The organism is Lysobacterales bacterium, from assembly GCA_016721845.1.
In the GTDB taxonomy this organism is placed as follows: domain Bacteria; phylum Pseudomonadota; class Gammaproteobacteria; order Xanthomonadales; family Ahniellaceae; genus JADKHK01.
Genome location: JADKHK010000013.1, coordinates 1,271,899 through 1,290,477, shown reverse-complemented (window position 1 = coordinate 1,290,477; position 18,579 = coordinate 1,271,899). Strand labels below are relative to the sequence as shown.

18 protein-coding genes and 3 pseudogenes are annotated in these 18,579 nt (G+C 64.0%); 4 read left to right on the top strand and 17 right to left on the bottom strand.

From position 1 onward, the window contains the following. Window positions 1-3: 3 nt before the first annotated feature. From odhB to IPP28_13220, 6 genes and pseudogenes are all read right to left on the bottom strand, one after another. Window positions 4-1,214: pseudogene (gene odhB, locus IPP28_13245) on the bottom strand (2-oxoglutarate dehydrogenase complex dihydrolipoyllysine-residue succinyltransferase). 33 nt (window positions 1,215-1,247) lie between these two features. Continuing rightward, a pseudogene (locus tag IPP28_13240) lies at window positions 1,248-4,082 on the bottom strand (2-oxoglutarate dehydrogenase E1 component). 139 nt (window positions 4,083-4,221) lie between these two features. Further along, window positions 4,222-5,142: a GNAT family N-acetyltransferase gene (locus IPP28_13235; GenBank protein ID MBL0041978.1), complete on the bottom strand. Its 921-nt coding sequence runs from the start codon at window positions 5,140-5,142 to the stop codon at window positions 4,222-4,224. Then, window positions 5,139-6,334 (bottom strand): annotated as a pseudogene (locus IPP28_13230) (cupin domain-containing protein). The gene IPP28_13235 and the pseudogene IPP28_13230 overlap by 4 nt, the downstream one beginning before the upstream one ends. Further along, on the bottom strand, window positions 6,324-7,691 hold the full coding sequence (purB, locus tag IPP28_13225; protein ID MBL0041977.1) for an adenylosuccinate lyase: 1,368 nt from the start codon (window positions 7,689-7,691) through the stop codon (window positions 6,324-6,326). Before purB ends, IPP28_13230 begins: the two are co-directional and overlap by 11 nt. 63 nt (window positions 7,692-7,754) lie before the next feature. After that, entirely contained in the window at window positions 7,755-8,186 is a 432-nt protein-coding gene (locus IPP28_13220; GenBank protein MBL0041976.1) for a DUF4124 domain-containing protein, read from the bottom strand. A gap of 137 nt (window positions 8,187-8,323) precedes the next feature. On the opposite strand from IPP28_13220, the gene IPP28_13215 reads away from it, so the two are divergent. After that, window positions 8,324-9,736, top strand: coding sequence for a class II fumarate hydratase (locus tag IPP28_13215; GenBank protein ID MBL0041975.1), 1,413 nt, complete (start codon window positions 8,324-8,326; stop codon window positions 9,734-9,736). Between the two features lie 3 nt (window positions 9,737-9,739). On the opposite strand, the gene IPP28_13210 is transcribed toward IPP28_13215, so the two are convergent. The 6 genes from IPP28_13210 to IPP28_13185 form a co-directional block, all read right to left on the bottom strand. Further along, window positions 9,740-10,168: a type II toxin-antitoxin system VapC family toxin gene (locus IPP28_13210; GenBank protein ID MBL0041974.1), complete on the bottom strand. Its 429-nt coding sequence runs from the start codon at window positions 10,166-10,168 to the stop codon at window positions 9,740-9,742. Continuing rightward, a complete protein-coding gene (locus IPP28_13205; GenBank protein MBL0041973.1) occupies window positions 10,165-10,416 on the bottom strand; it encodes a hypothetical protein in 252 nt (83 codons plus the stop codon). The genes IPP28_13210 and IPP28_13205 overlap by 4 nt, the downstream gene beginning before the upstream one ends. Before the next feature lie 114 nt (window positions 10,417-10,530). Beyond that, window positions 10,531-11,496, bottom strand: a complete 966-nt coding sequence (locus IPP28_13200; GenBank protein MBL0041972.1) for a hypothetical protein — start codon at window positions 11,494-11,496, stop codon at window positions 10,531-10,533. Continuing rightward, window positions 11,493-12,350, bottom strand: a complete 858-nt coding sequence (locus IPP28_13195) for an ABC transporter ATP-binding protein (protein ID MBL0041971.1) — start codon at window positions 12,348-12,350, stop codon at window positions 11,493-11,495. The genes IPP28_13200 and IPP28_13195 overlap by 4 nt, the downstream gene beginning before the upstream one ends. Continuing rightward, on the bottom strand, window positions 12,347-12,718 hold the full coding sequence (locus IPP28_13190) for a GntR family transcriptional regulator (GenBank protein ID MBL0041970.1): 372 nt from the start codon (window positions 12,716-12,718) through the stop codon (window positions 12,347-12,349). Before IPP28_13190 ends, IPP28_13195 begins: the two co-directional genes overlap by 4 nt. Window positions 12,719-12,721: 3 nt before the next feature. Further along, on the bottom strand, window positions 12,722-12,952 hold the full coding sequence (locus IPP28_13185) for a hypothetical protein (GenBank protein MBL0041969.1): 231 nt from the start codon (window positions 12,950-12,952) through the stop codon (window positions 12,722-12,724). A 135-nt stretch (window positions 12,953-13,087) separates the two neighbouring features. Here IPP28_13185 and IPP28_13180 point away from each other — a divergent pair, with 135 nt between their 5' ends. Further along, window positions 13,088-13,642, top strand: coding sequence for a glutathione peroxidase (locus IPP28_13180; GenBank protein MBL0041968.1), 555 nt, complete (start codon window positions 13,088-13,090; stop codon window positions 13,640-13,642). A 30-nt stretch (window positions 13,643-13,672) separates the two neighbouring features. On the opposite strand, the gene IPP28_13175 is transcribed toward IPP28_13180, so the two are convergent. Together IPP28_13175 and ccsA are read right to left on the bottom strand one after the other, a co-directional pair. Further along, window positions 13,673-14,038, bottom strand: coding sequence for a PilZ domain-containing protein (locus IPP28_13175; protein ID MBL0041967.1), 366 nt, complete (start codon window positions 14,036-14,038; stop codon window positions 13,673-13,675). Window positions 14,039-14,119: 81 nt separating this feature from the next. After that, window positions 14,120-14,914 carry a cytochrome c biogenesis protein CcsA gene (gene ccsA / locus IPP28_13170; GenBank protein MBL0041966.1) on the bottom strand — a complete coding sequence of 265 codons (795 nt, stop codon included), beginning with the start codon at window positions 14,912-14,914 and terminating at the stop codon, window positions 14,120-14,122. A 90-nt stretch (window positions 14,915-15,004) separates the two neighbouring features. Here ccsA and ffh point away from each other — a divergent pair, with 90 nt between their 5' ends. Together ffh and IPP28_13160 are read left to right on the top strand one after the other, a co-directional pair. After that, the gene (ffh, locus tag IPP28_13165; protein ID MBL0041965.1) at window positions 15,005-16,390 is read left to right on the top strand and encodes a signal recognition particle protein; all 1,386 of its coding nucleotides are present in this window, start codon (window positions 15,005-15,007) and stop codon (window positions 16,388-16,390) included. A 152-nt stretch (window positions 16,391-16,542) separates the two neighbouring features. Beyond that, window positions 16,543-16,827: a helix-hairpin-helix domain-containing protein gene (locus IPP28_13160; protein ID MBL0041964.1), complete on the top strand. Its 285-nt coding sequence runs from the start codon at window positions 16,543-16,545 to the stop codon at window positions 16,825-16,827. Window positions 16,828-16,883: 56 nt separating this feature from the next. Here IPP28_13160 and IPP28_13155 read toward each other — a convergent pair whose 3' ends face one another. The 3 genes from IPP28_13155 to IPP28_13145 are packed head-to-tail and all read right to left on the bottom strand — an operon-like array spanning window position 16,884 to window position 18,496. Continuing rightward, window positions 16,884-17,702, bottom strand: a complete 819-nt coding sequence (locus IPP28_13155) for a hypothetical protein (protein ID MBL0041963.1) — start codon at window positions 17,700-17,702, stop codon at window positions 16,884-16,886. Next, the gene (locus tag IPP28_13150) at window positions 17,684-17,869 is read right to left on the bottom strand and encodes a hypothetical protein (protein MBL0041962.1); all 186 of its coding nucleotides are present in this window, start codon (window positions 17,867-17,869) and stop codon (window positions 17,684-17,686) included. Before IPP28_13150 ends, IPP28_13155 begins: the two co-directional genes overlap by 19 nt. 48 nt (window positions 17,870-17,917) lie before the next feature. Further along, on the bottom strand, window positions 17,918-18,496 hold the full coding sequence (locus IPP28_13145; protein ID MBL0041961.1) for a Smr/MutS family protein: 579 nt from the start codon (window positions 18,494-18,496) through the stop codon (window positions 17,918-17,920). Between the last annotated feature and the right edge of the window lie 83 nt (window positions 18,497-18,579).

Genomic DNA, 18,579 nt, shown 5'->3' with positions numbered 1-18,579 from the left:
GTCTCAAAGCCCCAACAGCATGCGGTGCGGGTTTTCGAGCTGGTTCTTGATGTCGACCAGGAACAGCACCGCGTCCTTGCCGTCGATGATGCGGTGGTCGTAGCTGAGTGCGACGTACATCATCGGTGCGGCCACCACGACGCCGTTCTCGACGATGGCGCGCTCCTTGATCGCGTGCATGCCGAGGATGGCCGACTGCGGCGGGTTGACGATCGGCGTCGAGAACAGCGAGCCGAAGGTGCCGCCGTTGGTGATCGTGAAGGTGCCGCCCTGCAGGTCTTCGAGCGCGAGGCCGCCTTCGCGGGCCTTCTTCGCATATCCGGCGATGGCCTTCTCGATGTCGGCGAAGCCCAGGGTTTCGGCGTTGCGCAGCACCGGGGTGACCAGGCCTTTTCGGTGGCGACCGCGATCGAGATGTCGCTGTAGCCGTGATAAATCACGTCATTGCCATCGACCGACGAGTTCACGATCGGATGGCGCTTCAGCGCATCGGCCGCGGCCTTGACGAAGAAGCTCATGAAGCCGAGCTTGATCCCGTTCGCCTTCTCGAAGGCTTCCTGATGCGCCTTGCGCATATCGGAGACCGCCTTGAGGTTGATCTCGTTGAACGAGGTCAGCATCGCGATCGAATTCTTCGCCTGCATCATGCGTTCGGCAATGCGCGTGCGCATGCGTGTCATCGGTACGCGCTGTTCGCTGCGCGGTCCGGTCGGTGCCGCAACCGCCGCGGGCGCTGCAGCAGCCGGCTTCGCGGCCGGCGTCACGGTGCCGCCGCTGCGCATGAAGTTGACCAGGTCTTCCTTGGTCACCTGACCACCACGGCCGGTGCCGGCGACATTGGCCGCATCGATCCTGTTTTCTTCGGCGACGCGACGACCGGCCGGCGAGAGTTCGGCCGACGTCGCGGCAGGCACCGACGGAGCCGCAGCGGTCGGCGCAGCGGCGACCGCTGCGGGCGCGGGTGCCGCTGCGACGGCCCCGGCTTCGATGATCGCGATCAGTTCCTGCGAACCGACTGTGTCGCCGGTGTTCTTGATGATCTGCTTGAGCACGCCATCGGCCGGTGCCGGCACTTCCAGCACGACCTTGTCGGTTTCCAGATCGACCAGGTTTTCGTCGCGGCGCACGGCGTCGCCGGGCTGCTTGTGCCAGGTGGCGATGACGGCGTCGGACACCGATTCGGGCAGGACCGGGACTTTGACTTCGATGGACATGCGTGCGTCCTCTGCTCTGTAAGTTGGATCAGGTTAGTCGTGACTCAGGTCGCCGTTGAGCTTGGCAACCAGCGCTTGTTCGATCAATGCAGCCTGCTCGATCACATGGGTCGAGAAGTGGCCGCAGGCCGGGGCCGGCGTGCGCACGCGCCCGGCGTAATGGAGCTTGTGCTTGTCGCCGAGGCAGGCGCGCAGATGATGGCCGATCTGGTACCAGGCACCCTGGTTCATCGGTTCTTCCTGACACCAGACCACGTCCTTCGCCGACGCGAAACGCTTCAGTTCGGCACCAAGTTCGCTGCGCGGGAACGGATACAGCTGCTCGACACGCACGATCGCGACATCCTTCAGCGCGCGCTTTTCGGCTTCCTCGATCAGGTCGTAATAGACCTTGCCGCCGCAGACGATGACGCGCGACACCAGGCTGGCGTCCTTCGCGTAACTGTCCGGGATCAGGCGCTGGAACGTGCCGTTCGCCAATTCCTCCATGGTCGAGGTCGAGAGCTTGTGGCGCAACATCGACTTCGGCGTCATCACCACCAGCGGCTTGCGCACGTTGCGAACCATTTGCCGGCGCAGCATGTGGAACATCTGCGCCGGCGTGGTCGGCGTGCAGACCTGCATGTTGTTCGCCGCGCACAGTTGCAGGAAGCGTTCGAGGCGCGCCGAGGAGTGCTCCGGACCCCTGGCCTTCGTAGCCATGCGGCAGGAACAGGGCCATGCCGCAGAGGCGGCCCCACTTCGCTTCACCCGAGGAGATGAACTGGTCGATCACCACCTGGGCGCCGTTCGCGAAGTCGCCGAACTGGCCTTCCCAGATCACCAGCGTTTGCGGGTCGGTGGTCGAATAGCCGTATTCGAAGCCCATCACCGCTTCTTCGCTGAGCACCGAATCGATCACCGCCACCGACTTCGGATTCTCGGCCAGGGCGCGCAGCGGGAAATGCGCTTCGCCGGTCTTCTGGTCGTGGATGACGGCATGGCGATGGAAAAAGGTGCCGCGCCCGGCGTCCTGACCGTCGACGCGCAGTTTGTGACCTTCGTCGATCAGCGTCGCGTAGGCCAGCGTTTCGGCAAAGCCCCAGTCCATGCGCAGTTCGCCGCTGGCCATCTTCAGCCGGTCTTCGTAGACCTTGGCGACGCGCGAATGCAGGGACCAGTTCGCCGGAATGGTGTTGATGCGATCCGACAGCGCCTTGAGCTTGTCGCCGGGACGCCGGTGACGACGGCATCGTCGAGCTTGCCATCGTGGAAGTGGTGCCATTCGATATGCGGCAGGCCGTCGTCCGGCTTCGACAGTTCAGCCACCGACTGGCCGGCATCGAGCTTGGCGCGATAGCCGTCGACCAGGGCCTTGGCTTCGGCGGGCTGGATCACCGCTGCGGCGGCAAGCTGCTCGGCATACAGTTCGCGCGTGGTCTTGCGGGCGCGGATGTTCTGGTACATCAGCGGCTGTGTCGCCGCCGGCTCGTCGGCTTCGTTGTGGCCGTGGCGGCGATAACAGACCAGATCGATCACGATGTCGCGAGCGAACTGCTTGCGATAGGCGAACGCAAGCTCGGCCACGAACAGGCAGGCTTCCGGATCGTCGCCATTCACGTGGATGATCGGTGCACCCACCATCTTCGCGACATCGGTGCAGTAGAGCGTCGAACGCGTGTCATCCGGGCGGCTGGTGGTGAACCCGACCTGGTTGTTCACGACCAGATGCACGGTGCCGCCGACCGCGAAACCGCGCGCCTGCGACATGTTGAACAGTTCCATGATCACGCCCTGACCGGCGAAGGCCGAGTCGCCATGGATCAGGATGGGCAGTACCTGGGCGCCGCTGTCGTCGTTGCGACGCGCCTGGCGCGCACGCACCGAGCCGGCCACCACCGGATCGACGATTTCGAGATGCGAGGGATTGAAGGCCAGCGCCAGATGCACGGCGCCGCCCGGAGTGCGCACATCGGCCGAGTAACCCATGTGGTACTTCACATCGCCGGTGTGGGCCGGATCGGTGTGATGCGCGTGCTTGCCTTCGAACTCGTCGAACAGCAGGCCCGGTGCCTTGCCCAAGGTATTGATCAGCAGGTTGAGGCGGCCGCGATGGGCCATGCCGATGACGATTTCCTTGACGCCCTGGCTGCCTGCGCTCTGGATCACGCCATCGACCATCGGGATCAGCGATTCGCCGCCTTCCAGCGAGAAGCGCTTCTGGCCGACGTACTTGGTGTGCAGATAGCGTTCCAGTCCCTCGGCCGCGGTCAGGCGTTCGAGCAGACGCTGCCGTTTCGCGACGTCGAAGCCGAAGCGGCCAGCCGCAGTTTCAAGCCGATCGTAGAACCAGCGCCGTTGTACCGAGTCGCTGATGTGCATGAACTCGGCGCCGATCGTGTTCGAATAGGTCGCCTTGAGCTTGGCCAGCAGGTTGCGCAGCGTCATGCGGGGCGCGCCAACCAGGGAGTTTGTGGTGAATTCGGTATCGAGGTCGGCGTTCGACAGACTGTGGAAAGGCAGGTCGAGGTCAGGCGCTTCCGGCTTGGCGGTCATGCCGAGCGGGTCGAGCGCGGCACCGAGATGTCCGCGCGATCGATAGGCGGTCACCAGCTTCAGCACAGCCGCCTGCTTCTCTGCGTATTCGTTGCTGGCCGGCGCGGTGGCGGCCAAGGCCGGGCGCTGCTTCGCGGCCTCGGCGAATCCGGCGATCACCGGGCCGTGCGCGCGATCACCGGCTTCGCGGCCTTTCAGGGTGTCGAAGTAACGCTGCCATTCCGTGCCGACCCCGTTCGGGTCAGCCAGCCAGAGTTCATACAACTCGTCCACGTACGCGGCATTGCCGGTACCGAGCTGGGACGACGCCCTGAATTGTTCGAGAAGACTCATGCCGGTCACTCTGCTGTCGATGCAGCGAAAAAATGAAGGGAATCCGAGGCTTGCGCACGCAAATGGTGCGGCGCGGAAACGGCCCGCGATTATAGCCGCAAGGCCTTCCGCTGCGGGCGGCGATTCCAGGGCAATGCGACTAAAGTTTCAGCGCGCGGACGGCGCTTTCCGGCTCGGCGCGTTCCCAGGAACGATCGAAAGACAGCCACATTTCGCGGGCACGCGGGCGGTCGTCGAGACAGGCCTCGCCTTCGAAGCGAGTCGGGTCGGGGCGGCGCAGCCAGCCGCCATGGTCGCTCAACACGACGGCAGGTCCGAATTCGGGATCGGCTCGGCGGTTCGCCCGACGGACTTCGACCAGGCTGGACAGGCGCTGCGCCAAGCCGACCAGGCGATGGCTGTTCTGCACCGCGGTCGTGATGTCCTCGACCAGAATCTGGATACGGGCGCCGCGCCCGGACATCGCGACACGCTTGATCAGCGCGATCACCGCGTCGTGGTCGAACAGTTCGGCGTCGAGCGAATGGCTGGCGATGCCGATGCGATGGCGCGCCGCACGCATCAGGTCCATCGCGGTGACGCGTGCGGCGGCGGCGCGATCGAACTGGATCAGGCCGGTCGGTGACGTCGCTGGCAGCGGCCGATACATCATCCGGTGCGGGATGTTCGCGTCCGGGTATTCCGGGCCATCGGCAATGAAGCCGAAGCGCTCGTAGAACGGAATGGCATGGACCTGCGAGGACAATGCCAGTTCGGGATAACCGAGCGCGCGGGCCTTGGCGATCAGGTGTTCCATGATCAGCGCGCCGACACCGCTGCCGCGATAATCGGCGAGCACCGCCATGCGGCCGATCTTGTGGTCCGGGGTCAGCCTGCCGGTGGCCACGGGTTCGTCGCGCTCGTTCAACACCAGGGCATGCGCCGATGGCGCGTCGAGGGCGTCCCATTCTTCTTCGATCGGACAATGCTGCTCGATCACGAAGACCGGTTCGCGCACGGCACGCAGGCGTTCGAAATCGGCCGGGTAATGGGCATCGACAACGCGCAGGTTCGCAGTCATGACACGAATCCGATCAGGCCGAGGTTGAGCCATTTCAGCAGATCGGCGCGTTCGGCGTCGTTCAGCGCGGTCACGGAAGGCGCCACGATCTCGTCGCCGCCCAGCAATCGTGCCATCCGCGCGCTGGTGTCGAAAGCCTGGCCGGCGAGATACACCGATACCCGCCCACGCTTGCCCGCACAGGTCGCCATGCGCGCGAACGGATGTCGTGCCAGTGCCGCGCCCTTGCCGATGCGGGCCGCAAACTGCGCGGCAGTCAGCGGGCGTGGGCGCGGTGCCGGGGTCTGGGCGTTGCGGTAGCGGGTGATGAAGCGCGCGAACTCGGCACCGAGTGCGTCGTCGTCCATCTGCAGGAATCGCGACAGTGCGCGGCGGACACGACCGACGTCGCTGGCGTCGATGGCATGGGCGTCGCCGCGTGCATGCAGTTCCGGATCGCTGTAGCGCTGGGCTTCGTCGAGGGTTTCCGCGATCTGATCCGACAGTTCGACCAGCAATTCCGCTTCGGAGGGCGCGCGCATGCCGATCGACAGGGTCATGCACTCGTCCAGCGCAACGCCATGATGCGGCACGCCCGGTGGCAGATAGAGCACGTCGCCCGGCGACAGCACCCAGTCATGCGAGGGCGTGAACTGCTTGAGTTGCTTCAGTTCGACATCGGGCCGGAATTCTCTCGGTGCATTCGGTTCGACATCGATCTGCCAGCGGCGTTGTCCCAGGCCCTGAATCAGGAATACGTCGTATTGATCGACATGGGCGCCAACCGAACCGCCCTCGACGGCGTAGGAGATCATGATGTCGTCGATGCGCCAGCGCGGCAGGAAATCGACGTGCGCGAGCAGCGCACCGACATCCCGGTCCCACTTGTCGACATCCTGCACGAGCAAGGTCCAGTGCGACTTCGGCACCTTCGAAAAGCGCGCTTCCTCGAACGGGCCGCATTCAAGTGTCCAGCGATCGCGTTTCGGATCGTGGGTGACCAGGCGTGCCAGCGCATACGGTTCGCAGGCCAGGCCGGCGAGGTCGTTCGGCGTGATCGGCGACGCAAAATCGGCGCCGAGCATGCCGCGGATCAACAGCGGGCGTTTCTGCCAGTAGGTCGACAAAATTTCTCGACCGACATGCCGAGTGGCTGCCCCGGTTGCGCATGCACCTCGATCGCCGGACGCGGGTTGGTCGCTCTAGATCGCATGGGCCAGCTCCGTCGCGAGGCCGGTGTAATCGGCCGGGGTCATGACCATCAGGCTGCGTTTCACATCCTCGGGCAGTTCCAGACCGGCGATGAATTCGCGCAGGCTCTCGCGCGAGATGCCCTTGCCGCGCGTCAGTGCCTTCAATTGCTCGTAGGGTTCAGGCAGGCCGTAGCGACGCATGACGGTCTGGATCGCCTCGGCCAGCACTTCCCAGTTGGCGTCGAGGTCGGCGGCGAGGCGCTCGTCGTTGATGCTGAGCTTGGTCAGGCCGCGGATCAGCGCATCGAGCCCGACCAGGGCATGGCCGAAGGCGACGCCGAGCGTGCGCAGCACGGTGGAATCGGTCAGATCCCGCTGCCAGCGCGAGATCGGCAGCTTGTTGCCGAAGTGTTCGAACAAGGCATTGGCGATGCCGAAGTTGCCCTCGGCGTTCTCGAAGTCGATCGGGTTGACCTTGTGCGGCATCGTCGAGGAACCGACTTCACCGGCCTTGACGATCTGCTTGAAGTAGCCGAGCGAGATGTAACCCCAGGCATCGCGGCAGAAATCGATCAGGATCGTGTCGATGCGCCGCAGGATGTCGCTGATCTCGGCGATGCCGTCGTGCGGTTCGATCTGCGTCGTGTACGCATTCCATTGCAGGCCGAGCGATGCAACGAAGCGGTGCGACAACGCCCGCCAGTCGACTTCCGGATAGGCGACGGCATGGGCGTTGTAGTTGCCGACGGCGCCATTGATCTTGCCCGGCGACTGCCAGGCGTCGAGCTGGGCGCACTGGCGGTCGAGGCGGGCGACAGTGTTCGCGATTTCCTTGCCGAGCGTCGTCGGCGACGCCGTCTGGCCATGCGTGCGCGACAGCATCGGCTTGGCGGCGGCCTGTTTCGCCAGTTGCGCCAGCTTGTCGCGCAGGCGCTTCAGGGTCGGTGCGAAGACCGCATCGCGGGCATCCTTGAGCATCAATGCATAGGCGAGGTTGTTGATGTCCTCGCTGGTGCAGGCGAAGTGCACGAATTCGCGATACGGCGCCAATGCCGGGCATTCGGCCATGCGCTCCTTGATGAAGTATTCGATCGCCTTGACGTCGTGGTTGGTGGTTGCCTCGATGACCTTGACGCGGGCCGCTTCCGGCAGCCCGAAACCGGCGCCGATCGCGCGCAATTGCGCCTTGGCGGCGTCGTCGAAGGCCGGGACTTCGGCAATCGCGGGTTCGCTGCCCAGCACGATCAGCCATTCGATTTCGACACGCACGCGCCGGGCCATCAGGCCGTATTCGCTGAACACGCCGCGCAGCGGCTCCATCTTGCTGGCGTAGCGGCCATCGAGCGGGCACAGGGCGATCAGGGGATCGAGCGACATCGCGGTCATCCGGAACGGGAGAGGCCGCGATTCTAGCGAAGCACCGCATGGCGACGGGATGACTTAGCGCAATCCGCAGGCCGACAGCACCGCATCCGATAGCCGACGGCGTTCGTCGAAACCCGTCTGGAAGCTGCGCTCGCGTTCGGCCTTGGTCTGGGCTGCCCTTGCCGTCGAGCAAGCGTCGTCGCGTGCGCGACGCGGGTTGCGGTCGCGCCCGGCGGTGCCGGTTCCGGATCGCGTGGTACCGCCAAGCGAGGCCGGAAGCCGGGCGTTCGACGCCTTTTCCCATGCGGCGATCTGCTTCGCGTCCGCGTCCGAGAGCGACTTGGCCGTCGCGACAGCGGCCGGCAAGATGACCTCATGGCGATCGCGTGCCCCCGGACAGCCGTGATCGACGAAACTCATCCGGCCGTCTGCATCCCGACACGCAAACAGCTTGCCGGCATGACAGGGCAGGGCGCAGACCAGCAGGAACAGTAGGAACAGACGCATGGCGAACTCCTAGGTCGGATACCTGCAGTCTCCGCAAGCGTGCTCGCGTCGTCTTGCGGGCGAATCGGAAGGTGCGCTCAGATAATTCGCAATGCCGCAATCATCGCGCGAAGATGCGGCATCCATCGGAGCCACCCATGACCCAGACGCGCATCGGAAGCACCCGGACTGAGACCGACAGCCTCGGCGAACTCGCGATTCCCGCCGACGCACTCTGGGGCATCCAGACGCAGCGCGCCGTCGACAACTTTCCGGTGTCCCGCTGGACCATGCCGCGCGCCTTCCTGCGCGCACTCGGATTGCTCAAGGCCAGCTGTGCCGAGGCCAACGCGACGCTGGGCGCGATGCCGAAGGCGCGCGCGAAGGCGATCCGCGTCGCGGCATCGCGCGTGGCGAAAGGCGAGTTCGATCACGCGTTCCCGGTCGACGTGTTCCAGACCGGTTCGGGCACGTCGAGCAACATGAATGCGAACGAGGTGATTGCTCGGCTCGCGTCGCAGGCGCTCGGCCAGACCGTGCATGCGAACGACGACGTGAACATGGCGCAATCATCGAACGACGTGATTCCGTCCTGCATCCAGGTCGCGGCGGTACTCGAATGCAGCGTACGCCTGCGGCCGGCCCTGGTGCATCTGCGCCAGACCATCGAGCGGCGGGCGCGCGAACTCGCGAAGATCGCCAAGACCGGACGCACCCACCTGATGGATGCGATGCCGCTGCGTTTCGACCAGGAACTTGGTGCCTGGGCGACTCAGCTTTCCGAAGTCGAAGCGCGGCTCGCCGACGCGCTGAAACGCACACGCCAGTTGCCGATCGGTGGCACCGCCATCGGCACCGGCATCAATGCCCCGAAGCGTTTCGGTGGCGAAGTCTGCAAGGCGTTGAAGGCGCAGACTGGCGTCGCGTTCGCCGCGCATCGCGACCGCTTCTACGGCATCGCCAGCCAGGACGCGGCGGTGGAACTGTCGGGCGTGTTGCGCAGTGCCGCGATCGTGCTGACCAAGATCGCCAACGACCTGCGCTGGATGAATTCGGGTCCGTTGGCGGGGCTTGGCGAAATCGAACTGCCGGCCCTGCAACCCGGTTCGTCGATCATGCCGGGCAAGGTCAATCCGGTGATTCCGGAGTCTGCGGCGATGGTGGCCGCGCAGGTGATCGGTTGCGATGCCGCGATCACATTCGCCGCGGCCAGCGGCAACTTTCAGTTGAACGTGATGCTGCCGGTGATCGCGTGGAATCTGTTGACGTCGATCGAATTGCTGTCGAACGCCTCGACCCTGCTGGCCGACAAGGCCGTCGCCGGATTCACGGTACGGCACGCGCGCATCGACGAAGCGCTGGCCCGCAATCCGATTCTCGTGACCGCGTTGAATCCGCTGATCGGCTACGAACGCGCCGCCGCCATTGCAAAGCGTTCCTACAAGGAAGGCCGGCCGGTGCTTGATGTCGCTGTCGAAGAGACCGGCTGGCCGCGCGCCAAGCTGCAGAAACTGCTCGACCCGCGCACGCTCACGCGTGGCGGGTCGTTCGGCAGTTCGGCGGGGGGCTGACCGCTACAGCGGGTTGTGAACGCGCAGACCTGGGAAACGCGAGAAATCGCGGTCCGCGGTCCACAACTCGGTGACCCCGGCTTCCTCGCAGACGGCGGCGATGCGCGCGTCGTGAATCTGCCCGCCGCGCACGTCGGCATGTTCCAGCAACCGGCGCAGATGCGTCCAGTGTTGATCGCCGATGCCGATGAAATGCAATCCGGGTGCTTCATGCCAGCGGTCGATGATCGAGAGCATTGAGCGGACATTCGGCGCGTCGGCGTGGAACTTCCGGTTCGAGATGACGGCCAGGAATTCGTGCACGCAGGGCCACGGAATGCCCCAAGGCTTGCCGCGTGCAATCAGACGCTCGATGGCTGCACGTGCGGGACGATGGCGGTCGAGGTGTTCGACATGCGCATAGACGAGGATGTTGGTGTCTACGGCGATCACGGTGACGGAAACGCGTCGTCGCGAACGGCGTCGATCATCTCGTTGACCGACCAGGTCCCGAGTGGCTGGTTCAGCCCGGCACTGGCCGAAGGCCAGACATAGTCAGGTTTCGAGCGATCAACTGATGGTTCGCGTAGCGCCAGCCGCAGCCCGGTCTCCACCAGTTGCTTGATGGTGACGCGATCGCGCCGTGCGCGCTTGCGGGCGCGTTCGAGCAGGGCTTCATCGATGTCGATCGAGGTTTTCATAAAGAATACCGTCAGGAAAATACCGTCAACGGTATCCTAGCAGCGGTCGATCCCTTAAATGGAACGCCCCGCCCATACTTGCGCACGGCGGGGCGTTCGGCAGGCGAGTGGGACTCAGTCGGTCAGCTCGCGATAGCGACGGAAGTACACCGCGCCGGCGATCATCGCGATGCCGACGGCGGCGCCAAGCCAGGTCTTCATCATCGTCAGCACCATGCCTAGTGACTGCAACGAAACCACGTCGGCGGGCGTGCTGTCCTTCGAGAATTCGAGGCCGAAGCGGAAAGCACCGGAAGCGTCAAAGGTCCAAGGGAAGATGCTGAACAGGCCGCGGGCGAACACTTCCTTCCAGTACCAGGTGTCCGGGATCGACAGCGTCGACAGCGCGTCGAACCAGGTCAGCAGGATGCCGGTGATGACCGGGACGAACACCGCCCACAGGAAGGGCTTGCCGCGCGCCCAGCTCGACACCAGCATCAGCCAGCCGATGCTCGGCAGTGCCCAGAGTGCGTTCACCGGAATGCCGATCAGCATCACGCCCCACAGCTTCAGCGGTTCGGCAGGGCCCCACAGCAGATTCACCGGGCTGATGCCGTTGAACCAGAAGAACGAACCGATGACACCCAGCATCAACAGATGCAGCAGGATGCCGGCGACCCAGGCGATGGCCGGCGCGAGCAAGGTGGCGGCCACGATCTTGATCAGCACGGTTTGCAGGTCCGACACCGGCATCGATTTCCAGAACAGCACCGAGCGATCCTTGCGTTCGTCGAACAACGAGCCGATCAGATAGAAGAACAGCACGATGCCGAGCGCGAACTGCACCAGCATCGACATGCCGGCCAGACCGACATTGATGCCCGTCGCCAACTGCTGGAGCTTGTCGGCGGGCATGCTGGCGATGGATTTCGCGATCGGAATGCCGATGATCTTCACGTTGTCGGTCATCGACGCCTGGCCCGTGATCAGGCCCATGATCGTGATCAGCACGACCACCCCGACGACGATCATCGGCGCGCGGAAGAAACCGCCGCGGTTTTCCCAGTATTCGCGTTTCAGTTGGGTCACGAACGTGTTCATTGATAGGTTCCCTTCATCGTGGCCACGAAGATGTCGGCAAGGCCGGGGGTACGTGTTTCACCGAGCGCATCGAGCTGATCGCGCGACACGCCGTCGTAGAGCAGGATCGACTTGCCGAAGACCTGACGTTCGTCCAGCGGCTTGAACGCCAGCGCGGCCTGGCGCTTGTCGGCCGGCACCATCACCTCGGTGAAGCGCGAGCCAAGCTCGTCCATCGTCGCCGACAGCGAGATCACGCCGTCCTTGATGAACAACACGTCGGTCAGGATATGTTCGATCTCCTCGACCTGGTGCGTAGTGACGATGATCGTCTTCTCGCTGTCGAAGTAGTCGTTCAGCAAGGTCTGGTAGAAATCCTTTCGATACAGCACGTCGAGGCCGAGTGTCGGTTCGTCGAGCACCAGCAGCTTGGCGTCGATCGCCATGACCAGGGCCAGGTGCAGCTGCACGATCATGCCCTTGGACATTTCACGCACGCGCATCTCGGGCTTCAGCTTGGTCTTGGCGAGGAAGGCTTCGCACTTGGCGCGCGAGAAGCGTGCATGCACGCCTTCGACGTATTCGATGGCCTCGCGCACGCGGATCCAGCGCGGCAGCACGGCGACATCGGCGATGAAGCAGACGTCCTGCATCAGTGCATGGCGCTCGGTATGCGGGTTGCGACCGAGGACACTCAGTTCGCCCTCGAAATCCGTCAATCCCAGCATCGCTTTCAGCACGCTGGTCTTGCCGGCGCCATTCGGGCCGATCAGTCCGACGATCTTGCCGGCTTCGATGCTCAGATCGACGCCCTTGACCGCTTCGGTCTTGCCGTATCGCTTGCGCAGTCCTCGCGCTTCGATGACCTTGTTCATTGCTTCGATTCCCCAGTGGTGTTCATCGTCGTCAGCGTTGCGAGATCGAGCCCGAGGCGACGCAGCCGGTCACGCAATACCGGCCATTCCTCGCGCATGAAATGCTCGCGTTCGTTCTTCAGCAGGGCGTCGCGCGCACCCTGGTTGACATACATGCCGAGGCCGCGGCGCTTCTCGACGAGATTCTCGTCGACCAGTTCCTGATAGGCCTTCGACACCGTGATCGGGTTGAGCTGGAAGTCGGCCGAGACCTGGCGCACCGACGGCAGGGCGTCGCCTTCCTTCAGGGCCTCGTCGAGGATCATCGCCTTGATGTAGTCGCGCAGTTGGCGGTAGATCGGCGCGCTTTCATTCCATTGCATCGACATGGATCAGTCCTTTGCGGCGGCGCGCTTGGCGCGACTGAAGCTGTAATAGGGGTCCATCAGGCTGACGCGTGCAGCGCGTGCCTGGCGGCGCGTGGCGGCGGCCTCGGCGCTGGACGGCCCGCCGATGTTCGTCGGGGCGGCATCCAGCAACTGCGCAGCAGGCGCAGGTTGGCCAATGCTGGCGGCGGTGCTGAGCAGCAGGCTCAGGGCGAGATCGAGAAGGCTGGTGGTCATGGCGGGCGCTCCTGCGGTTGCGTGTTGTAGTGAACTATAACACCTAGTTTCGATTCGTCAACCCGAAAGGAGTCGACCATGACATCGGTCATGCATCTGACCGGTTAGATTCGTTTCGCCCACAGGAGATCGACCATGAAACGCTGGATATTCGCCGTTGCAATGACGCTGGCTGCACCGCTGGCCCTGGCTTGCAGTCCCCTGCTCGACGTCTCGATGCGCCCGCTGGCGGGCAAGGAACCCGTGCATCTGTGCGAGAAGTTCGATGGCAAGGTCCTGCTGATCGTCAATACCGCCAGCAAGTGCGGCTTCACGCCACAGTACGAAGGCCTGGAGGCGATGCACGCCAAATACGAGGCACAAGGATTCTCCGTGCTCGGTTTTCCGTCCAACGAATTCATGGGCCAGGAACCCGGCACCGAGGAGCAAATCAAGGAATTCTGCACGCTGACCTACGGCGTGAAATTTCCGATGTTCGAGAAGACGAAGGTGAAGGGCGCCGATGCCAGCCTGCTCTACAAGCGGCTCAAGGAAGCCACCGGCGAACAGCCCAGCTGGAACTTCCACAAGTATCTCGTCGACCGCAACGGCAAGGTCGTCAAGAGTTTCGGCACCCGCACCAAGCCGGACGACCAGGAACTGGTCGGGATGCTGGAAAAGTTGATCGCCGAACCGGCGCCGAAACAATGACGTGAGAGCGGCTTCCGGCCGCTATCTCGCCTAACCGAGCGCCGACAGCTCCGCATTGAGGCGCTCGGGATCGCCCAGATTCAACTCGATCAGGCGCTTCAATTGGGTGAAACTGTCGAGGTCGATTTTTTCCCAGCGGAAGCCGATGCTGTCTTCGGTCGCATGGGCCGAACTTGCACCCATGCTGATCTTGAGGCCGTCACCCAGGCGCAGTTCGATGCGATGCATCGAATTCGGTTTGGCCGACCAGTCGGCCGGGCGTGTGGTCAAGGCGCCCTTGAGCGAGATATCGATCAGTTCGGCGTCCCACATCGCGCGGTCCGAATACAGCTTGACGCTGCCCTCGAACCGGAAGCGGTGGAAGCGACGACGTTCTGACCCGGAAGGATTCGACATGCGCTCGATCGTGACGGAAACGAGGCGAGAGTCTAGCTCAGGAAGTTTGCCGAAGTGTGCGCGCCGTCGCGGAATTTCTGCCTAGCCTTGGCGCTGCAAGACCAGTTCCAGCACGAACTTCGATCCGAAATAGGCGAGCACCAGCAACACGATCCCGCTGAGCACGAAACGTACCGCGCGCCGACCGCGCCAGCCGAAGCGCATGCGCCCGAACAGCAACACGCCGAACACCGCCCAGGCCAGCGCCGAGAGCACGGTCTTGTGCGCGAGATGCTGGGCCATCAGGTCCTCGACAAACAGCACGCCGGTGACCAGGGCCAGGGTCAGCAGCAGGAACCCGGCGCCGATCAGCTGGAACAGCAGCTGTTCGACCTGGACGAGGGGCGGCGCACCCGAAAACCAGCGCGATAGCCGGTGCGTGCGCAATGCGTGGTCCTGGACGCCGAGCTGGATCGCGACCACCGCCGCGATCGCGAGCGTGGCGAAGGCGAGCAGGGCGAGCAGGGCATGTGCCGCAATGCGCCAGTCATCGATCTCGTTGCCCGTCGCGGCACGATCGAACAGGGCGGCCGAAATGACGGCCACGACGGCGATCGGGAACACGACCGCCGCGAGTCGCTGCAGGCGCTGCCAGCGCATCAAGACCAGCAGCGCCAGCACGCAGGCCGCGGCGACCAGTGACAGGGCGCTGAAGAACTGCAAGTCGACGCCATGGTGGTTGGCTCGCCAGCCCAGGATCGTGGCGTGCGCCATCCAGGCACCCCAGCCGAACAGGCCGACCCAGCGCAGGCGTTCGGGCCGGGCGGCAGGCGCCAATGCGGCCGCGGCGCCAAGCGCGTAGAGCAGAGCGGCAAACAGGGCGAGCGCGAGTGTCATCCGCTCAGTTTGGCATGGGCGGCCGCAGGGCGGGAGTGGCCGCTGTCTGCTGCGGCTATACTCCGCGCCCGTTTTTCCGCTGGTTCCGTCATGTTCGAATCCCTGAGCAATCGCCTGTCCTCGACCATCCAGAAGCTGCGCGGTCGCGCGCGCCTGACCGAGGAGAACATCCGCGAGGCGATGCGCGACGTGCGCATCGCCCTGCTCGAGGCCGATGTCGCATTGCCAGTGGTATCGGCGCTGGTCGAACGCATCAAGCAGCGCGCCGTCGGCCAGGATGTGCTGAAAAGCCTGTCGCCGGGCCAGGCCCTGGTGAAAGTGGTGCAGCAGGAACTGACCGCGGTGATGGGCAGCCAGAACAGCGAGCTGAACCTGAATTGCCCGGCACCGGCGGTGATCCTGATGGCCGGCCTGCAGGGCGCGGGCAAGACCACCACCGTCGCCAAGCTCGCGAAACACCTGCGTGAGCGCAAGAAGAAGAAAGTCATGGTCGTGAGCTGCGACGTCTATCGTCCGGCCGCGATCGACCAGTTGAAGACACTGGCTGGACAGGTCGATGCCTTGTTCCATCCCAGCGAACCCGGCGAGGCCGCAGTCACGATCGTAAACCGCGCGCTCGACGATGCGCGCAAGAGTTTCGCCGACGTGCTGATCATCGACTCGGCCGGTCGTCTCGCGATCGATGGCGCGATGATGGAAGAAATCGCCGCGGTGCACGAGGCCGCCAAGCCGATCGAAACCCTGTTCGTGGTCGACTCGATGACCGGCCAGGATGCCGCCAACACCGCCAAGGCCTTTGCCGCCGCGTTGCCGCTGACCGGCGTCATCCTGACCAAGACTGACGGCGATGCCCGCGGTGGCGCGGCGCTGTCGGTGCGCTACATCACCGGTCGCCCGATCAAGTTCGTCGGTGCCGGCGAGAAACCCGACGCGCTCGAACCCTTCCATCCGGATCGCGCCGCGTCGCGCATCCTCGACATGGGCGATGTGCTCAGTCTGGTCGAGGAAGTCGAGCGCAAGGTCGATCAGGAGAAAGCCCAGAAACTCGCCGAAAAGGTGATGAAGGGCAAGAAGTTCGACCTCAACGACATGCGCGACCAGATGCTGCAGATGCAGAACATGGGTGGCTTGACCGGGTTGATCGACAAGTTGCCGGGCATGGGCCAGATCCCGCAGAACCTGAAGGACAAGGTCAACAACAAGGACGTCGACCGCATGATCGCCATCATCGGATCGATGACCAAGAAGGAACGCCGTCATCCCGATCTGCTGAATGGTTCGCGCAAGGCGCGCGTGGCACGTGGTTCGGGCACCCAGCCGGCCGATGTGAACCGCGTGCTCAAGCAGTATCAGCAGATGGAGAAGATGATGTCGAAGCTCTCCGGCGGCGGGCTCAAGGGCCTGATGCGCAACATGAAAGGCATGATGGGGCAGGGCGGCATGGGTGGTCCGGGCGGCATGCTGCCGCCCCGTTGAGCGTCTCGGAAATCTCCTAGTCGATGTCGCTCGGAACACGCAGCCCGCGTTCCGATCCGCACGCAGGAAGGGCAAGGGCGAGATCCGCAGAATGGTGTCCGTCCGGTGAGCACACCGGCACGACCTTCAACCATTCAAAAGGAATCCACGCCATGAACCTGATCAAGTCCCTTGTCCTCGGCCTGTCGCTGTCGCTGGCCTCTCTCGCCGCCTTCGCCGCGCAGATCAACCTCAATACCGCCAGCGCCGCGGAACTGGAAACGCTGAACGGCGTCGGCGCCGCCAAGGCCGAGGCCATCGTCGCCTATCGCAGCGAACACGGCGGCTTCAAGTCGGTCGACGAGCTCGCGAACGTGAAGGGCATCGGCGACAAGACCGTCTCCAAGAACCGCGACCAGATGACGGTCGCCGCACCGGCACGCAAGCCACAGCCCTGATACTCGCGATATCCGCGACGACGCGCCCGCCCCGTGCGGGCGTTGTCGTTTGCGGATCAGCCCGTCTTCGCACGCTTGCGCCGCCGTTCGCGCTGGCGCTTCAGTTTCTCGATGCCTTCGGCGACGGCTTGCTGGATCTGCGGCCAGCGCTGCAATTGGAACTGTTCCGAACGAATCGCATCGGCAGGAATTGCTTCGAGCAAGTCGATGCCGTACTCGTTGGCGATTCTTCTCGCTGGCGCAAGCATTGCGAGTTCCGCAACTACTTCTGCTGCTTTCAAGGCAGTTTTCATCACCTGTCTCGACGGATCACCACACGCTCGATGGATGAACGCTCGCGTCACCGTGACGGCGAGTCGGCATTGAGCGACGCCGGCAGGATTCTGCTTGCTGGGCAGGCCATCCAGATTCATCACGCGACTGATCAGGCAGTCGATCGGATGCATTACTTTGACGCTGCCGCGTGATGTCTCGACGGAAAAGGCGCGCATTCTTAGCCGCTGCTCGGCTTCTGGGGTAAAACCGAAGAGACCGGACACGTAATCGATCTCCAATGCAGTGGTGCGATCATGAAACGTCTGGACGAGAATCTTCGCCGAATTCGCCGTCTGACGATCGATGTCCGGAAGCAGAATTTCCACTCGGCCCGGCATCAATCCAGCAAGCTGGTTGGCCGTTGTCTCCGCCTCTTTGCGGGTTCCGAGAAAATCGACATCGAAGGTAATTCCAGCTTCCAGCAATCCGGAAGGAAGAACACTGAATTCGTCTGCCCAGAATGCCAGCGCCATGCCGCCGACAAGTATGCCTTTGGGCCCGGCCGCGATGATCTCCGAGCGCTCGCTACGGTTAAGTGGCTTCAGATCCGCCCGTGCCATTTGATACGTACGCCGGGCGCCTTGGCTTCCAGAAACAGCGGTACCGGCGAATCGGGATGCTCCGCCATCGCGCGAAGGTCGCGCTTGCGCGCTGCTGCGTCGAGCTTTCGCAGTTCCGATGCGCTGACGACGATGCGTTTGGCTTTGGCTTTGGGCTTGGCTTTCATGGCGACTCCCGTGCCGGAAAAACTACCACAGCGCGTCCGTGGTGGCGCTCAGCGATTGCCCTTCAGCAACACGATCACCGCACCGCTGCCACCGTCGTTCCAGCGTGCCGAACGGAAGGCGAGTACGTCGCCGCGTTGGCGCAGCAGACGGTCGGTCAGGGCTTTCAGGACAGGGCCGTCGTGCTTCGAGCGCAGGCCCTTGCCGTGGATGATCTTCACGCACAGGAAGTCGCGCGACTTGCACTCGGCGAGAAAGCGCGAGATCGCGTCCTTGGCGACGACTGCCGTCATCTGGTGCAGGTCCAGTTCGTCGCGCACGCTGTACTGGCCGCGTCCGAGCTTGAGCAGCACGCGCGGCGCGATGCCGTTCTTGAGATAACGCAAGGGTTCGGCCGCGTCCGGGTCGAGCGAACTCGGCAGCGGTCGCAGCAGCTCCTCGATCACGCGCGCATCGTCGCGTCGCGATTGCACCGGTTCCGGCTTCGGACCCGGTGCGCGCGCATCGAGGCGGTCGGTCTCGATGCGGCGCACTGCGCCGATCGCGTCCAGGAACAGGGCACGGTCCTCCTCGGCGACCGGGGGCGGTCTGGCGGGCGCTGAACGCGGGTCGGGACGTTGCTTGGACATCGGGCGGGATCAATGGCGATTGAACCGGTTGTAGCAGAACTGGTGCCTGCGGCGCGTCGGTGCAATGGCGGCTCGGCTATCAT

Coding starts and splice junctions, on each gene's coding strand:
- IPP28_13180 (MBL0041968.1), top strand. CDS start 13,088: ATGAAACGCTGGATATTCGCCGTTGCAATGACGCTGGCTGCACCGCTG.
- purB (MBL0041977.1), bottom strand. CDS start 7,691: ATGTCGCTCGATCCCCTGATCGCCCTGTGCCCGCTCGATGGCCGCTAC.
- IPP28_13215 (MBL0041975.1), top strand. CDS start 8,324: ATGACCCAGACGCGCATCGGAAGCACCCGGACTGAGACCGACAGCCTC.
- IPP28_13205 (MBL0041973.1), bottom strand. CDS start 10,416: ATGAAAACCTCGATCGACATCGATGAAGCCCTGCTCGAACGCGCCCGC.
- IPP28_13175 (MBL0041967.1), bottom strand. CDS start 14,038: ATGTCGAATCCTTCCGGGTCAGAACGTCGTCGCTTCCACCGCTTCCGG.
- ffh (MBL0041965.1), top strand. CDS start 15,005: ATGTTCGAATCCCTGAGCAATCGCCTGTCCTCGACCATCCAGAAGCTG.
- IPP28_13235 (MBL0041978.1), bottom strand. CDS start 5,142: ATGACTGCGAACCTGCGCGTTGTCGATGCCCATTACCCGGCCGATTTC.
- IPP28_13185 (MBL0041969.1), bottom strand. CDS start 12,952: ATGACCACCAGCCTTCTCGATCTCGCCCTGAGCCTGCTGCTCAGCACC.
- IPP28_13145 (MBL0041961.1), bottom strand. CDS start 18,496: ATGTCCAAGCAACGTCCCGACCCGCGTTCAGCGCCCGCCAGACCGCCC.
- IPP28_13200 (MBL0041972.1), bottom strand. CDS start 11,496: ATGAACACGTTCGTGACCCAACTGAAACGCGAATACTGGGAAAACCGC.
- IPP28_13150 (MBL0041962.1), bottom strand. CDS start 17,869: ATGAAAGCCAAGCCCAAAGCCAAAGCCAAACGCATCGTCGTCAGCGCA.
- IPP28_13190 (MBL0041970.1), bottom strand. CDS start 12,718: ATGTCGATGCAATGGAATGAAAGCGCGCCGATCTACCGCCAACTGCGC.
- IPP28_13195 (MBL0041971.1), bottom strand. CDS start 12,350: ATGAACAAGGTCATCGAAGCGCGAGGACTGCGCAAGCGATACGGCAAG.
- IPP28_13155 (MBL0041963.1), bottom strand. CDS start 17,702: ATGGCACGGGCGGATCTGAAGCCACTTAACCGTAGCGAGCGCTCGGAG.
- ccsA (MBL0041966.1), bottom strand. CDS start 14,914: ATGACACTCGCGCTCGCCCTGTTTGCCGCTCTGCTCTACGCGCTTGGC.
- IPP28_13160 (MBL0041964.1), top strand. CDS start 16,543: ATGAACCTGATCAAGTCCCTTGTCCTCGGCCTGTCGCTGTCGCTGGCC.
- IPP28_13220 (MBL0041976.1), bottom strand. CDS start 8,186: ATGCGTCTGTTCCTACTGTTCCTGCTGGTCTGCGCCCTGCCCTGTCAT.